At 46.2% G+C, this 17,693-nt stretch carries 9 protein-coding genes; 4 read left to right on the forward strand and 5 right to left on the reverse strand.

Annotated features, from left to right (window positions below; all coding sequences use genetic code 11):
• Positions 1–786: 786 nt before the first annotated feature.
• From GK047_RS02345 to GK047_RS02365, 5 genes are all read right to left on the reverse strand, one after another.
• Entirely contained in the window at positions 787–1,824 is a 1,038-nt protein-coding gene (locus GK047_RS02345; protein WP_163940698.1) for an ABC transporter ATP-binding protein, read from the reverse strand.
• A 1-nt stretch (position 1,825) separates the two neighbouring features.
• Positions 1,826–2,686, reverse strand: a complete 861-nt coding sequence (locus GK047_RS02350; protein WP_163940700.1) for an ABC transporter permease — start codon at positions 2,684–2,686, stop codon at positions 1,826–1,828.
• On the reverse strand, positions 2,683–3,525 hold the full coding sequence (locus GK047_RS02355) for an ABC transporter permease (RefSeq protein WP_163940702.1): 843 nt from the start codon (positions 3,523–3,525) through the stop codon (positions 2,683–2,685). Before GK047_RS02355 ends, GK047_RS02350 begins: the two co-directional genes overlap by 4 nt.
• Complete coding sequence (locus GK047_RS02360) at positions 3,512–4,720, reverse strand: extracellular solute-binding protein (RefSeq protein ID WP_163940704.1); 1,209 nt, start codon at positions 4,718–4,720, stop codon at positions 3,512–3,514. Before GK047_RS02360 ends, GK047_RS02355 begins: the two co-directional genes overlap by 14 nt.
• A 128-nt stretch (positions 4,721–4,848) precedes the next feature.
• On the reverse strand, positions 4,849–5,577 hold the full coding sequence (locus GK047_RS02365) for a GntR family transcriptional regulator (protein ID WP_163940706.1): 729 nt from the start codon (positions 5,575–5,577) through the stop codon (positions 4,849–4,851).
• A gap of 220 nt (positions 5,578–5,797) precedes the next feature.
• Between GK047_RS02365 and GK047_RS02370 the strand changes: the two genes are divergently transcribed.
• From GK047_RS02370 to GK047_RS02385, 4 genes are all read left to right on the forward strand, one after another.
• Positions 5,798–6,856, forward strand: a complete 1,059-nt coding sequence (locus GK047_RS02370) for a Vps62-related protein (protein WP_163940708.1) — start codon at positions 5,798–5,800, stop codon at positions 6,854–6,856.
• Positions 6,857–7,666: 810 nt separating this feature from the next.
• Positions 7,667–9,151: a lamin tail domain-containing protein gene (locus GK047_RS02375; RefSeq protein ID WP_163940710.1), complete on the forward strand. Its 1,485-nt coding sequence runs from the start codon at positions 7,667–7,669 to the stop codon at positions 9,149–9,151.
• 141 nt (positions 9,152–9,292) lie between these two features.
• A complete protein-coding gene (locus GK047_RS02380) occupies positions 9,293–14,791 on the forward strand; it encodes an S-layer homology domain-containing protein (RefSeq protein WP_163940713.1) in 5,499 nt (1,832 codons plus the stop codon).
• Positions 14,792–14,810: 19 nt separating this feature from the next.
• Positions 14,811–17,513: a thermonuclease family protein gene (locus GK047_RS02385; protein WP_163940715.1), complete on the forward strand. Its 2,703-nt coding sequence runs from the start codon at positions 14,811–14,813 to the stop codon at positions 17,511–17,513.
• Positions 17,514–17,693 lie beyond the last annotated feature (180 nt).

Raw genomic sequence — 17,693 nt, forward strand, 5'->3', positions numbered from 1 at the left:
TTACGATGAAAAGGACAGGGGAGTCCTCATGACTTCTCCTGTCTTTTTGGCATGGCTTAGCGTTAATTTAAATGAGTCCCTGAGAAAGCATGCCAAATAGAGCGCTCATTCTGGAATAAGGCTCATTTCACTTGTCAGAGTCGGGCAATTTGTAACTTGGGGGCAGATATTTCTCTAGTAACAGGTTTGTTAAAATACCTTTTTCATTTACGAAAAAAGAAAATCAGATTAAAATTGGATTGTATTTCCTTTTTGTTGAATTATTGATTAATGAGAGAAAGATACGATGGGAGGTTTTGTAATGTAGTGGTATTTATATTTGTTTTTTTCAGATAATATGTCGATTTCAGGTGCATTAGGCAGCACTGAAATGACTGATACTGGTGTAACATTCTCATTTTAAGAGGATTATCAATACTAATTTATTGGAACACATACTCATTTTTTAGTAGGTATGTTCCATATTAGGGGATGTATGGTTTGGTGGGTCTAATTTTGTATTGTACACCTATACTTTCTGCAATTTTATTTATTATTATTACTAAGATAATTGTAAATGTTCACCATAATAAGGAAATAACTAATTTAAAATATACGGGAGCTTTTTTAGTGATGGTGATTACTTTTAGTATATTATTTTTAGTAGGAATCAAATAATCTCGTAGTAAAAGTGATTGAAATTATGGATGTAGCTAATATGTACTGAAAAAATGCCGTTAGTTAGGATGAGTGCTCCTACTAACGGCATACTTATTTTGTGGATTGCCTTACCTCAGATTCGCGGTTTCAGGAATGATCCACGTTGAACCAATAAGCCTTCGCTTTCGGCACCTTTACGGTGCAAGGGCCCATTTCGAGAAATAGGTCATCGTCAACGAATATCGGTTGTCCTCCAATTTCTACCATATATCGGTAATACGATCCCATGAAGAGATACTGACGAATGACACCATCTAACACAAAATGCTCGTCCTCTTCCCAAACATGCTCTTGGCCTTCTCTAATCTGCCGCTTATTCTGATTACCCTCAAGGATTGGTTCTACCTTGGCGTCACCCGAGCGAATGACGAGTTTTTGTATGCTGCCCTTATAGTAAAGCGAAATCGTATGGCTTTCCCCAAGAAATTGAGCGGTGAAATAGGTACTTGGCTGCTGGTAGATTTCTTCCGGTGTTCCCGCCTGTTCCACGCGTCCCTCGTTCATAACAATGACATAGTCGGCCATAGATAAGGCCTCTTCTTGATCATGGGTTACATAGACGGCTGTAATGCCAAAGGATTGCTGAATACTCCGAATGCCGATGCGAAGCCGTTGGCGTACTTTCGCGTCCAGGTTGGATAACGGTTCGTCGAGCAGCAGCACTTCAGGCTGTACGACCAAAGCGCGCGCCAAGGCAATTCGCTGTTGTTGACCGCCAGAATACTGCTGAGGGTAGCGGGAGGTCATATCCGACGTATCGATCTCCACCCGCTCCAGAACTTCACGTACGCGGGTTTCTCGATCCTTTGCCGGTATTTTTTGAAGCTTAAGCCCATAAGCGACGTTGTCAAACACGCTCATATGCGGCCAGAGCGCATAATGTTGGAAAACCATAGCAGCCTTCCGCTGCTGCGGTGAAGTATGTGTCACATCGCGAGGGCCGAATGAAATGCGGCCCTCATCCGCCGTTAGAAATCCTGCGAGCGTCCTCAACAGCGTAGTTTTCCCACAACCGCTAGGTCCTACAATCGCCGTTAATCCACCTTTGGGAAATTGCAGATTAATATCAATGATGCCTCTTTTTTTACCATAATGCTTGAACAAGCCTTCAATGGTGATACCCATCCTATACCCTCCCGAATGCAGCCAAATATTCTGAACGCATAAACCGCTGTAGGAAAAACAGCAGCGCGATCCCCGGCACCATCAATAACACGGACGTGACGGAGGCGACTTGCATCTCGTAACCATTCGCCGCATTGTACATAAAGACTGGCATCGTAATATGAAAAGGTGCCCCGATTAATAGGCTGCCGGTAAATTCATCTAATGAATATAAAAAAACTAATAAGGAGCCCGCGATGATGCCTGGGGAAGCCATGGGAAGCACCACATGAAAAAACGTATACACTTTTCCGCCACCGAGCATATAAGAGGCTTCTTCCATAGATTCTGCGACAGATTGGAAGACAGATACTAAGGTCCACACTGAAAACACAATTGCTCCTACCAAATGGATTAGAATAAGGCCAGTCAACGTACCAACGAGATCGAAGCGATAAAGTAATACCATGGCATTCGTAAATACCGGAAGCTGTGGAAACGCCTGCGGCAGTAAAAATAGTAAGAGGATAAAATGCTTCAGCGGAAGTCGATTTCGCGCGATTAAGTAAGATAAAGGAACGGTTAGGACCAGGCATAAGAGCGTGACTGTAATTGCAATAACAAAGCTGAGTCCAAGAGAAGACAGCATTTTGCCCTCGAATACCTGATGCCAATATTTGAATCCCCATACACTAGGAAACGGATGCGGCCAGAACCATTTTTCTGCTACCGACCATAGAACAAGGCTAGACAAAGGACCAAAGATGAAGAAAAACGACAGCACATAAATCACCAAACGCCGCGTTATGCGGGAGAATGGAACTTTGTTCGCAATGGCGCGCACTGGACCGTTCGAAGTAGCTAATGAACTGGATGTGTTCATTTCTTTGACAACCCCTTTAAGTAATAGATGGCAGCTCCAAGGGATGCCATATAAGTGATAACGCCGATTGCATTGGCTAGTCCGTAATTATGCTGGAAAACGGTTTGATGGTACAAATCCATCATTAGCATTTGACGCCCGCCCGGGTTCCCCAGCATGGCGGGGATGGAAAAGCAGCCCAACATCGAGGTGAAGGTAAGTATGGCCATAACGCCGATGCTACCTTTGTTCATTGGAACAAGAAAATGCCAGATCAGCTTGAACTTGCCTGCTCCCATACCTCGAGCTGCTTCCAGCATGTTTTCATTCACAGAGCGAAAGCCGCCTAGCACCAAAAGAAGCGCTAAACCGAGGTTTTTCCAAACCAAGGCGGCAATCAGGCCAAATGTCGTGAACGCAAAAGAGGGAAGCGAATCGGGATTAAACCAACCCGTTACCGCAATCGCTGAATTTAGCGTACCATGGGGTGCTAAAAATACTCGCATGGCGTGACCGACGACCACGAACGGTACGAACAAAGGAATCTTGAAGATGAATTCCAAAACAGGGTGTGCGGTTAATCGCAGAAAGCCTCCAATCATCGCAGTCAAGAGGATGAGCAGAGCGAGACTGACGAGGCAAACCCAAAGCGTAAAAAGCAAATCGCCTCCATATAGGGAGAAAGCTTCGGTATAGTTGCCGAACGTCCAGACCTCATCCTGCGAGCGTAAACTGGATATAAAGGAAAGAATAAATGGATACACAAAAAGCAGCGCAACGACGGCAATCGCAGGAGCGGCTAGGCCAACTCCTGCAAATTTTCTCCAGATAACCATCGGTTGTGGATTAGTTTTTCTCATACGCCGTTTTTAAGTGAGTGAGATAAGTATTAATCGGCATCGATTGACCTCGTTTGTTCAGATCATCCGCTGTAATATCTTTAAACAACTTCTTCTTACCTGCTTCACTAACCTTTGGAAGTACGACATTCGCGTCTATACCCGGATACCAGCTGTTTTTCTCAACGATCACTTTAGCCTGAATTTCAGGGGAGGTGAGCAAATCGGCGTAACGCAAGGCGGCTTCTTTATTTTTGGCGTTTTTCGGAATCACTACGTACATCGGTTGACCAGGCATGCCGGGATCAATGATTTTCAGACCATAATTGGGATTCATTCGACCTTCATCTACCCATAAGTTAAACATGTCGACCCATACCGGTCCCATATCGATTTCACCGCGGTTTAGCATATCTAGCGTACCGTTATTCCCATTCGTGTACGTTACGGGCAATGCCTTGAGCTCTTTTAAGATTGCAGGCCATTTTTGTTCCAGGGATTCATCAAAAGGACCTTGGCTCAATGTCTTGTAATCGCCCGATTTCCAATATGTATAGGAGGTGGCGAAGGCAACGCCGCTTGCACCGTTCAGGATACCGTTATAGCCAAAACGCTTAGGGTTGGCTTTGATCCATGTGGACAGTTCTTCAAAACTGGCAGGAAATTGCTTTACTTTATCGGGGTTATAAGCAAAGGCGACCTGACTGTGGAAGAGAGGAATGACGTAGCCTTCCACATTCGTGCCTAAACTGTTTTTACTATCGGGAGAAACGACATAAGCTTTATTAGCTGATTGCGGAACCCATTTATCCAGTAAGTCGTTATCAATTAATTGCTGCATACCGCTTTGATGAACAATGGCGAGATCGACATCCCACTCCTGCTTGCCGGCATCTTTTTGTGCCTTCAATTTTTCAAATATTTTTTGTGTCCCGCCATCGCCTGCGCCTGTATTGACAACACGAATTTGAGAATCAGGATACTGTTTTTGAAACTCGCCAACCACGTTTTTTTCTTGCAAATCGGTCATATTCGTATCTCCGGCTGTCGCCAGATTCATTTCATATTTCTTGGGAGCTGCCTTGGTAGGTGCTGTCGTATTCGCTCCACTTGTAGCGACGGCATTATTCGTATCCGTCGATGCCACCTTCGTTCCGCAACCCGCTGCCAAAACAAGGGTAAGCGATAGCGCGCATAGTACGTTCAATTTCTTCATCGTATTCCCCCGCCTTTTTAGATTATTGAAATGCTGTCTAGACATCTTCAATACCTATTATGGAGGAGGATTGTTAACCGTTAATCAAATTCACATGAAGAATTTGTTAATTACCGTTGGGATTCCAACTATCGTCTGCGGTTCACCCAGAATTGGAAAACATCGTTGCGGAAATAATCATACGAGAATAAGACGGGCTTATGATGCTGATCGAGATGCAATTGTTTCATTAAGAGGACGGTTGTGTCCTGTTTAACTTGAAGTTTCTTGCATATCGGGTCTGTATGATGAGGAACGACTAGCTCTGTATTCGTACCCATCAATCGAATGCCGCATTCCGTCTCTAGGAAGCGAGCCAAGGATCCCTTCAAGGACTTTTTTTGAAAAGCCTGCTCGACCAAGGCTAGAGGCATGATATTAATATTATGAGCGACCGGTTCTTCGTTGGCCGTTCGGGTCCTCTCATTAATGATCACTGGAGTCCCTACTGAAATATTTAGAAAGCGAGCCCATTCCTCTTGGCAAGACGCTGTTCGAATCGATTGCTCCAATTGACCTTCTATCAATCCAGCCGAACGGATGCTGTCTTCAGTCGTAATGAACCTTTCAATACTGCTTGGAATAGAGGGTAAGGGATGCCTCACAAAACGCCCTACGCCTTTTCTAACATCCAACTTTCCTTCGAGCTCCAGTTGTTTCATGGCAGCGCGTACGGTTTCTCGGCTTACTTGAAACTGGCGGGCTAGCTCGATCTCTGGAGGCAGGCGATCACCGATTTTCAGTTCCCCACTCTTCATCTTTTGATCGATATCTTCTTTGATTTTCAAATAATAAGTAATTCGTGTTGGATTCGTCATATGCGTTTCATCCCCATCTTCGCTGTGGATTGGACCCGTTCTTGCCTCTATCCTATCAAACTCATGGATGAGTGTAAAAGATATAACCCGGGCGTGCTTTCTTCTTACAAAATCTTAACGCGCTACTAACAGCCCGAAAACAAATAAGGCCTATGATAAAAATAGATGTTGTCTAGACATCCTATACTACACCAAAATGTTGAAGGAGGAAATGAATCAAATGAACACGGTACCCTTGAAATGGACAACCAAATGGCGCAGCTACGTAATGGTGAGCGCCGCTCTCGCTTCCGTCGTTATTGGATCTCTGTTTGCTTCCACCACTTCCTATGCGATTACTGACGCTGATCTAGACGGAATCGAGGATAGTCTAGAGCAAACACTGCTAACGCAATATGCTCCTAAGCTATATCTCCATCCGGATGAAGACAATAAACCTTCAAGCATCGACTGGTATCTTCAACGAGTATCTATGCGCTTTCACCACGATGGTGGCTGCAGTGACGACCAGATCCTAGCTCTTGGATCTGTTACGCAAACCAATCTATCCCAACAGGCTCACCAAACCAAAAACTGGGTATGTTCCCATTCAGGGGATAACGTCCTTTCTAGTCAAGCCCGCAATACGAGGGCAGACGAGGGCTTTTTCCTGCAGCCACCCAACGATAATCACATGGATGATACCGTACATTTGGGTTCATCGGACAGCGCAGACTGGAAGGCCTATGCTCATGTGAAACCCAGCAGCGTTTCGGCTGGAGGTTATGACATCCAATATTGGTTCTTTTACCCTTATAACGATGCCCCATCCGTCGCTGGCTTGGATTTCAATCACGAAGGCGATTGGGAGCATATCACCGTTACTGTGGATAGCAGCAAGCGCTTCGTTTCTGCCTATTTCGCCGCCCATAATGGGGAAGGGAAAGATTACTCCGCATCTCAACTCCAGTTCGCTACAAAGGATGGCGTTCTTGCAACCAACAGCCAAAAATTGACCAATGATTATACGCACCCCGTTTTGTACTCCGCTATCGGTACCCATGCGAGTTATCCGACCGCTGGCACGCAATCCAGAGGTGGTGTGCTTCCCAATGATTACACAGGTAATGGAAGCAGCTCAAATACGTACTACCATGTCGTTAATCTTGGGGAATTAAAACATCCGCTGAATGGTCAGGCGTTCATCAATTATGCTGGCCTATGGGGAGAAATTGGCGCTACCGATATTTCCACGGGTCCAGTGGGGCCCGCTTTTCAAAGTGCCTGGAACACCAAGTAGTCGTTAATTCAATGTCTGTCTATTTCAGAATAAAGAGGTAAAAATCAGCTCAGTTTGCTTGAGTTGGTTTTTGCCTCTTTTCTATCTAGTTTTCTGGGATAGCTAACAAAACACTTTTTCGTGATAACATCAAAAATTAATGTCAATTTCACATCTAGCAAACATAATATCCCTATATTTATTTTAACTAACATATTATTACATAATGCCTATAGCTATAAGTCATCCGAGAAGCCTGTACGGGAAAAGGAGAAGGGAGGAATAAACTTGACGAGAGGGTACAGTTGTTTAAAATGTGAGCGTGTGTTAGTGGATGAACAAGCAGATGGCACTTTGCGGATTAGGGTAAGGTTACTATTGATCCCACCTCTAAGAGAGGACGTGCAGGCATTATGCCCGCAATGTAAAGAATTAGCTTCGCTTCCGTTCAGGTTCATGCTGGACGAAAAGGAAGGGAACAAGATGTGTCCGAAATGAAAATGATACGAAATGTTTCAAGAAAATCCAAATAACCTTTAGACTGCTCGTACATTGCGTTAACATTTTTATCCAAATTACATGCTATACTGAACTCGTTGGTGCAATAAGGTCCTCGAGACGGCCAGGTTATATGGCTGTTTCTCGAGGACTTTTTTTGTTGGAAAGGGGGAGATTAATGACCGTTTTCGGATGGAATCTTCAGATGAAACATGGTTACAGTGACGGCGATCATCATCTTGCAGATCAGGATCGTCTAGGCAACAGAGTCTCGACTTAACTGCCCTAGCGCTTAGTTATCCAATTTGTTTAAATTTGAGGAGGAAAAACCAAATGAAGCTTTTCAATAAAATTGCCCCGGCCATCGTGGCTGCAACGCTAATTGCCAGCTTGTCCCCAATCGCTCCACAAGCAAATGCCGCTTCTACAGGCATTGTTATCGCAGAAGTATTTAACGCTTCGACAGATGCGCAAGAATGGATTACGATTGCGAACCTAAGCACAGCTCCTATCGATGTGACAGGCTGGGCATTGCAAGACTACAGTTCTTCCGGCGTTGCACAAGCCAAATGGTTTTTCCCATCGGGAACGACGATTCCAGCTAAAAAGCTGCTCGTTATTGAAAAGACAGCAGGTAATTCAAGTTCTGCGGCTCAAGGCATAGCGACGCTTACTGGTGGAAACTTTAACTTCGCTGGCGCCAGCGATCGCGTTGAAATTTATAATGCAAGCAATGCCCTTGTTGATGGTGTGGCTTGGGGGACTCCAAATACAGTAGAAGGCTTTTCGATTTCTGGTTCATCATCAAGCGGCACTTCATTTGAACGCAAAACGGTGACTGACACGGACACAGCTGCAGATTGGCAGGCTGTCACTGGTGCAAGTGTACAAGCTTACGCTTGGGCTCCGCTTCCACAAACGACAAGCGCTCCTGTCGTACAATCTGTAACACCTGCTGATCTTGCAGTCAACGTGGCAACAAATGCTGCCTTGAGCGTTACGTTTGATAAGGCGCTTGTTAAAGCGGCTGGTAGTGCAACGATTTTAAATAAATCAAATTCAACGGTGCTGGCTAATGTAGCTATTGGCTCGGCAACACTTTCTAATGGGAATAAAACGCTGACGCTTCCCCTTCCTGCTGGTACGACTTTGCAAGCTGGGAAAAAGTATGAAGTTACGATTCCTGCGGGGTATGTAACAGATTCGACGGGTGTTTACGGCAATGGACTAAAAACATGGTCATTCTCAACTGCGCCTGTTCAATCAGCTAACGTAGCAGCTGTTCGTTCAGCAGCAGCTGGTACTATTGTGTCCGTTCGCGGTGAAGTATCAGGCGTCCTCGGCACGAACAACGTATGGATTCAAGATACGACTGCCGGTATTCGCTTGTATCAAGCAAGCGGAGTAGGCACTTTGGCTGTGGGACAAGAAGTTATTGTAACAGGAACACTGAACAATTATAACAACGATTTGGAATTAGACGTTTCTGCGGTTCAAGTCCAATCGTCCAACACGATTACGTTACCTGCGCCTCCGGTTGTTGCTGTTAATCAAGTAGGTTCAGCGAATGCCGGAAGCTTAGTAAAAGTATCTAACGTCTGGGTCAAATCAGACTATACGGTTGGCGCTGGCGGTATCGTTGTAACAGACGGCACAAATGATTTGATCGTGTACGCTCAAGCAGGAACAAGCTTGAAAACCTACTTGCAAGGCTTGCCGAAGTCATCTGCAAACAAGTTTAGCATTGTAGGCGTGAGCTCTGTCTTTAATACAACGATCGAGTTATTTCCTCGTACCAATGCAGACATTACGCCTTAAGTTAAGGCACTGGTAAGGTAAGTATAAAAGTTGATTTTACCCGAATTCAGCCTTTTCCTGTTGGAGAGGCTGAATCGGGGTATTGGCTTGTTTGTAAACACAAGACTTAACTCAGTCTCTATAAAGACATGGAGGATAACAATGGCAAGATGGAATTGGAATCGTCAATTATGGATCGCAATCCTGCTAGTGGCGGAACTGTGTCTCGGACTATTCGGTAGTTTGACAGGAAATCTGCCCACTGCTGCTGCCGCAAAGGGTCAAGAGGTGTTGATTGCCAAGTATCATAATGGAGATTATGGCATTTGGATTACCTTGGCGAATGTTACCGATCACGATATCGATCTGACGAATTGGTACATGAATGATTATAAGTCGCCCATCAAAATGAATCCTAAATGGAAGTTCCCTGATCATACTACGATTAAAGCGAAGTCCTTATTAATTGTGGAGCAAGTAGGCGGCTCGGGCTCCATTGGAGCCAGCGAGCATGGAATTCCGGTAGTCGCATCACCTGATATCGCTGCATTTACGCTTTCTCCAGGCGGCGAATATCTTCAGTTATGGAAGGGAGAGTCTCTTCAGGATGAGCTAGCTTTCAGGTTTGCCTATCCAGACGCTCCATTTTTTATTGCTGATAGTCTTGAAAATAGCTACTCGTCTTTCGAAAGAAAATCCACAGTGGATACCGATACAGAAGAGGATTGGCAGCGAATTGACAATGCAGAACGTCCAGATCTGGCGTGGGAGTGGGGACCGTTAACGGGAAGTCCAGTCTCAACGACGACACCGCTTGCGGACAAAATAACATTCGCTACGCCCCAATCAACGCCAGCTCAATTGAGGGGTCAAGACGGGGCTGTGGAAGTAAATGCTGAGGTTAAGGTATACACGGATAGCTCTAAAGAAGTATGGCTAGCCACGGCAACAGCCACCAAAGAGGGCTCCTTTCAAACGTCTTTCAACAATGAGTCGCTTCTGCAAGAAGTATACATAACTGCGAAGGCTCCTGGAAAGACGGAGAGCACGGCGACAGCCGTTAAAGCAGCGGCTCCTGAAACAGATAAAGTATTGATTGCTAAATATCATGTAGGTCATTATGGCAGTTGGATTACGCTTGCTAATGTAACGAATCATGATATTGATTTGACAAACTGGCAGATGAATGATTATAAGACGCCTGAGACAGCGAATCCCAAATGGAGCTTTCCCGCTCATACCATCATCAAAGCGAAATCCTTACTGGTCGTAGCAGAGACGAATGGTTCGGGCACTTCGGGAACTGCTGATAGCGGAATTCCCCTTGTGGAAGTGCCAAGCGGTTCAACGTTTGGCCTATTAGCAGGAGCAGAGAAGCTCGTGCTTTGGCAAGCGGATGGCCAACAAGCGGACGAGCTTATTTTCAAATTAGCTTATCCGGACTCTCCATTTATCATAGAAGATGATTTGAATGACGGAGATTCTGCTTTCGAGCGCAGCACGATCTTAGATAGGAATAAAGCGGAGGATTGGAAGAAAGTTACGCAAGTTACGCCAATCGCTGCATGGGTTTGGAGTCCTTTGACCGGCAATACGAACACAGAGCAAACAGCAGCGCCAGGCGCAAGTCTAATCAGATTTCATCATACAAATCCTTCATCGGCACAAGTTACGGGCCAGGATGGAGCCGTTGAGCCTAGTTCAACCGTTGTTCTGTATGATCGAGCGCTTGGCAAGGTATTGGGCCGGACGAAAGCAACAGCCCAAGGAGCATTTGATTTGACGTTCAATGATGAAACAATGAATAAAACGGTTGTTCTAACGGCTAGAGCACCGCGCAAAACCGAAAGCGTGGATGTTGTACTGACAGAATCTTTCGATGAAACAACGAAAGCACCAATCGCGGATCGTGTTATTTATAACGACACTTTTCCTGAAAGTGCCCTCATCACTGGACAGGCTGGGGCTGTTGAGGCCAATGCGATTGTCACTTTTTATGACAATGCGGCAAAAGAGCATGAGCTTGGTCGTATAGATGCAGGACCAGATGGTGCTTTCCAAGCATCCATTACTCGCGAATTATCGCTGAAAACCATCTATGTGACGGCGATTGTGCCGGGCAAAAATGAAAGTGTCGCAGTGGCGTTGCCTGCGGTGGTGTTTCCGCCAACCACGGACCCCGTTGCTGAGAAAATGACGTTTGAAAATACGAAACCTTCTGCCGGGGTCATCGGTCAGGACGGAGCCGTAGAGCCTAGCGCCGACATTCAATTTTATAATAGCGCCAACAAAGGCGAGTTTTTGGGTGGCGTGTCGGCAACAGCGACCGGATCGTTTCAATTCTTTTTTAACAATGTGAATCAATTAAAAACAGTGTATGTGGTGGCATGGGCACCAAACAAACCAGCTAGCAAAGTGATAGCTGTGCCGCTGGTTGGCGAAGCATTGCCGCCAACCGAAGTATCTCATACGCCTGCAAGCGGAGCAGCGGATGTGGTGGGGAATGCGCCTGTAGAGGTCGTCTTCAATATGCCGATCACTGCGGGTTTGGAGATACAAAATGTATCAATTAAAGACCAAAATAACAAACTCGTAGAGGGAGTTCAGGCTTCTGTGAGCGGGAGTAAACTCCTTATCTCACATGCGCCTTTTGCAAATACTACCTCCTACAGGGTTAACGTGCCAGCACAATCGGTACAAGACGTAGCTGGAAATGTTAATGTCAGTGAGCTGACGTGGAGTTTCACAACCTCAACGGTTAATGTGGCTGCAGCAGAAGTATCGATTAACCTTCCTGATGGAAACAAGGTGAAGCAAGGGCAGGTTTTTGATGTTGATGTGCTGGTGAATAAATTTACAAGCGTATATGGCGCTCAATTTCAATTAAAATATGATCCCCAAAAACTAAAGGTTGTTCGTTCTGTGGAACCTCAACTTCTACCTGGAGAGCTTTGGAACGATCATGCGGACGTTACTTATATTCAAAAGGATCAACCTGACATCGGAATCGCCACGTTTGCAGGCGCACTAGTTGGCGAATCGGCTGGTATGAATGGCACAGAGCCGATCTCTATCGCTAAAGTCAAATTCGAGGCGATTAGCGAATCGGGAATGACTACACTAGATTTACCAACTGACAGCGTCAAGCTAGCTGCTTATCCAGGGGGAGCGGGGAGCATGTCCATCCCGGTTCAATTAGCAGGTCCTGTCCAGATTAACCTTCAATCGGGCACCCCTACAAGTAAAGCGACGGTTTCCTTGGCTACAGTGCAGACCGAAGTGCAAGCAGGCAAACCTTTCACAGTACAAGTAAATGTTTATGAGTACACGGATGTTCACGGCGCTCAAGTTCAGCTAACTTATGATCCAGCGCGATTGCAGCTCCAAGATAATAACAGCAGCGAAGCTGGCGTTCAAGTGAAAGCCGGAACTTTATTCGCTGAGCAGGATGCAATTGAACTATACAATCAAGCGGATATAAAAGCAGGTAAAGTTAACTTTGCCTCCATGCTTCGTGGAGCAACAGAAGGCGTATCTGGGAAGAAAGCAGCTACAATCGCGGAGCTGACCTTTATTCCGACTGGTAATTTCGTCGGTCCGACTAGCCTTATTCTTGAAGCGGGACAAGTTAAATTGGCAGGAAATCCTTCTTCGCATACGGGCGATTGGAAGCTACCTTTCGATGTAAAAGGAACGCCGTTAGTCGTTCATGTAAATGAGGGTGGGCCTGATCAGGTGGCGCCAACATGGCCGATAAACAGCAAGCTCGAAGCGGAGCAGGTAACGAATCAGTCGGTTACGTTAAAATGGACGCCTGCTAGTGATCAGGTAGGTGTGACGCAGTATAAGATTTTCAAAGAAGATCTCCGACTGGCTTCTGACTCAGTATTAAACAGTGTCTACAGTACAGTCACCCATGCAGTCTATCGACAAGAAGTGGTCACTACCCATGAATCTTCTTACACCGTGAACGATTTATTACCAAATGCAAGCTATCGATTCAGCGTAGAAGCTGGCGATGCCGCTAATAACTGGAGTGTTAATGGGCCAAGAGTAACCGTAACGACACTTACCTATGGCGATCAACAACCGCCAACATGGCCAGCCAATTCGAAGCTAGTGTTGAGTGATATCGGCTACACCACAGCAAGCTTAAAATGGCCGCAAGCTCTGGACAACATGAAGGTTACAGCTTACCGCATTTATCAAGACGGTAAGTTTCTAACTACAGTGACTGGGGACGTATACGGGTACACCGTGACGGGGCTCTACAGCAATACGGCATATACTTTTGAGGTACAAGCTGGCGATGCGAGTGGCAATTGGAGTTCGAAACTGACGCTGGCCGTGACGACAAATCGTTACAGCTCAGGTGGTGGCGGAACAAGTGGTGGTTCTCCAAGTCCGACACCAAAACCAACAGAGGCACAAACGTTATCGCCAAATGGCATCACTTTACCAAAAGAAGCGATGAAAATTACCCGAAAAGAAACGACCGCCTTCGTTACTTTCGACGATAAGATGCTGGCTGACGCTTTCCGTCAATTGAAAGGAGCTAGTGCAGGGGCACAGCGAATTACGATTCCTCTTGATGTGACAGAATCAACGGTACAGCTGCAGTTCAATGCTCAAGTATTGGCTTCTGGTGCCGCTGATGCTCCCAATGTTAACCTTGTCGTGCAGTCTGGTTCAGTCGGGTATGAGCTTCCTATCCACTTATTGAGCCTCGTAGAGAAGGCGAAGGAACTAGGCGTAGAGCTCAAAGATCTGAAACTTATTATCAAGCTGACAGCAATAACCGGCTCGAAGCTGGATCAGCTTCAAGCGAGTCGACAAGGAATGACGCTGTTGTCCGCAGCTGAGTTTACAATTTCTGTTGAAGGCGGCGGCCAAACACGGATCATAGACAATTTCAATGGGACTTTGGTCAAGCGAACGTTTGCTCTTCCGTCCGGGCTTGATCACAAGCAGCTGACAGGGGTTCGTTTTGAGAATAATCAACCCGTCTACGTACCAACTCTATTCCAAACAATTGACGGTGTTCTTACTGGTGTGATTCTAAGCTCGATGAATAGTACGTATGCGATCATTCAGCATAAGAAAACATTCTCGGATCTTGCAGGTCACTGGTCGAAGCCCGATGTGGAGCTGCTAGCATCCAAGTTGGTCGTAGAAGGCACAACGGACAGCAGCTTTAGCCCAGATACGGCTATCACACGTGCTGAATTTGCAGCTATACTCATTCGTGCGCTGGGATTGCCAACGAATGTGAAGGGGGCTGCCTTTAAGGATGTTTCATCCAGTGATTGGTTCTACGGAGCCGTCAGTTCCGCTGTGAAGGCCAGTCTTATTGAAGGCATTGAAGAGGGATATTTCAAGCCCCAAGACCGAATCACTCGTGAACAAATGGCGATTATGATGGCTCGCGCGCTGAAAGTTTCAGGGAAATCAAAAGCTGGATCTACGATGATTTTGGACAAGCTCAGCGATAAAAATAAAGTGAGTGTGTGGGCGATTGATGCTTTGGGTCAGGTGTTAGATGCGGGAATCATGCAAGGAATGACCGATCAAACATTCGAACCAGGGCAGCCAGCAACCCGTGCGCAAGCAGCTGTCATGCTGAAGCGATTGCTTCAATATGTCGGCTATATGAATAATTAAAATCCGGAGGAGCAGATCCATGAAAAAGAAGGAATTCCATAGCTGGAAGCAAATTACGACTTACATCATGCACGCTTCGCTCAGCTTGATCGTGCTGTTCACAGGTTTTGTCGGAACGGGGTATGCGGAATCTTCCGCAGCCTCCTCCGATCAGGAAACGATTGTTCAAGCCGCTTTTGACAATAATGACAGGATCGGGGTTACGGTGAAGAGTGTCACGGACGGTGACACCATCACATTTACACCAGCGATTCAAGTGGAAGGTAAGTCGGTCAGCATTGTCCGAATGCTGAATATTGATGCTCCTGAAGTCGCTCAAAGTCCGCATGGCGCTCAGGCGACGGATGTGCTCAATTCCCTTATTCCAAGGGGGACGGCCGTTAATCTTCAGCTTGATCAAGTGAAGGTGGATTTGTATGGTCGACTACTCGCGCACATCTTTCGGAAGAGTGACAATTTGGATGTGAACCAAGAAATGCTCAGACGCGGGGCAGCCGTTAATTACTACATTTATCCGAACATGCTGTATTTCGAAGAATATGGAGCAGCTGCAAGGAAGACTGCTTCGGAAGGACTAGGCATCTGGAATCCCGCTAATCCACTGCCTAAGCTGGCCTACGAATATCGCGCTGCTGGTTGTACGGAACGGTATGTGGCCGATTATCGGACGAAGAAGTACTACATTCCTAAACGATATACGGATATTCCTTTTGAATTCAGAGTGTTCTTTGGCTATAACAAACAAGAGGCGAAGGATGCGGGTTATACGCCCTTTGATCCCGCAGACCCGAGCCATAATCCAACGACAGATTGCTCAACGGGACAATTAAGCACGATTGCGGATGTGCGCGCCAAGTGGAATACGACCAGTACGTATCAGGTTATTGGCGAAGTGACGGCGATTCACGCACCTGACCATGCTTTTATACAGGATGCAACTGGCGGTATTCATCTATATGGCAAAATTCCGAATGAACTATCAATCGGTCAAGAGGTAAGAGTGGATGGCAATGTGCAAGAGTTCTATAAAGATTTGGAGTTTAAAAACGCCCGAATTGCGGTATTGACTCCAAACACCATTCCGACCCCACAGCCGCTTGAACTGAAATTAAATCAGTTTAAGGATGCCAACGAAGGCTCGCTCATTACCGTGAAAAACGTATGGATCAACGACAATTATAACGGAGGTAATGGGGGCGTTAACCTTACGGACGAGACCGGAGCCACCGTCGCGCTTTATGCGCCATTCAAAGGCGGTCCTCTGTTGACGGCGCTTCAGGCATTGCCGAGAGGACAACAAAATAAATATGATATCGTCGGAAACGTATCGGTGTGGAACAATGTTTGGGAAATCTATCCGCGTTCTCTCGCTGATATTGTTCCCGCACAAAACGGTGGAGAGCAGAATACATCTTCCCCAGTGGCCAGTCTGATTACGTTTAAATCTACAAACGAACCTGCTGAGCTTACGGGACAAAATGGCTCTGTGCCTCCTTCGTCTAGCGTTACGCTATATAATAGCGCCGCCAAGCAAAGCAAGATTGGAACTGTGACGGCTAGCGCAGCAGGCGCATTTACGTTCACCTTTAACAATAGTGCTACCCGCTTACAGTCGGTCTATGTTTCGGCTACGTCTGCTGGCAAAAAGGAGAGTAACCTAACAACCGTTACAGCAGGGGGGGCATCTTCTACAACGATTGCTCAAGCGCGTGAACTTGGCAGCGGAAAAGTTACCGTACGTGGGAAAGTAGCAGCTGTCTATCCCAAATCGAATGCGTATTTGTATGACGGTACAGCGGGATTAAGAATTTTTGGGAACGAGGCAGCTTCACTGACGCTGGGTTCTGAAATTGAAATTACGGGTAACTTAACGGACTACAATGGTGATTTGGAGTTGAAATATCCGTTCACGGTCACTCCGTTGTCTGGGAATAATTTCCCTGACCCGCAGCCAGTTGACCTGCCGGTGAATCAGGTTGGCGAAACAAACGAGGGACAATTTGTCAAAGTGAAAAACGTCTGGATTACAAGTAATTACACGACAGGAGATGGCGGCGTCTCCATCACGGATGGCAGTGGGACGTTAGTTGTTTACGCATTGGATCAGCCGGATCTCAAAACGTACTTACAAGGACTACCTAAAGGTGAAAGCAATAAATTCGAGATTATTGGAGCGAGCTCGGTATTTCGCAGCACGAGACAAATATTCCCTCGAAGTCAAGCGGACATCGTGCCTGCAGGCCAACCGCAGCAAAAAGGGACGATGAAAGGAAACGTTAAAGCAGAAGGTCGTATATCGCAACTGGGGATCGAGATTATCGCCAAGCAGCAGGAAACAGGGAAGGAAACGAAAGTTGTTTCCTCAGCAGATGGCAGCTTTATACTGTCGGATCTTTCAAGTGGGACGTATACAGTGAGCGCCAATTTGAAGCATTATTTCTCTGTAAAAGGTCAGATTACGGTGTTGGCCGGACAAGTTGCCAATATAGGGAATTTAGCAGTTTCAGAAAACGGCGGGACTGCGGATGGCTTGCTGCGCGCAGGAAATACGTATGCGGCTGATCAAGAGGTCAACATTTACGATGCTGTTATTATCGGTGCCAATATCGGCAAGTCAACGGAAGATGCCCTATCAGCAGCGGATATTAACGGCGATGGCGCAGTTAACCAAGCGGATGTGGAATTGGTGAAAAAGAACTTCCTTTATAAGAAAGCAGGCTGACTCCTACGCTAAAAAGGTTTGAAGGCTGCGGCGACCACCTCTCGGAAGAAGACGAGAGGTGGTCGCTGTTTTTTTGCGCATAAAAAAACCTCCCCGCTAGATCGTGAACAAAGCAATTCATATCAGTCATGAACTCTTTTTCAGTATCTATCGCAAGAGGATGCATCTTAATTCGCATGA

This window comes from Paenibacillus sp. SYP-B3998 (assembly GCF_010820665.1).
Taxonomy (GTDB): Bacteria; Bacillota; Bacilli; order Paenibacillales; family NBRC-103111; genus Paenibacillus_E.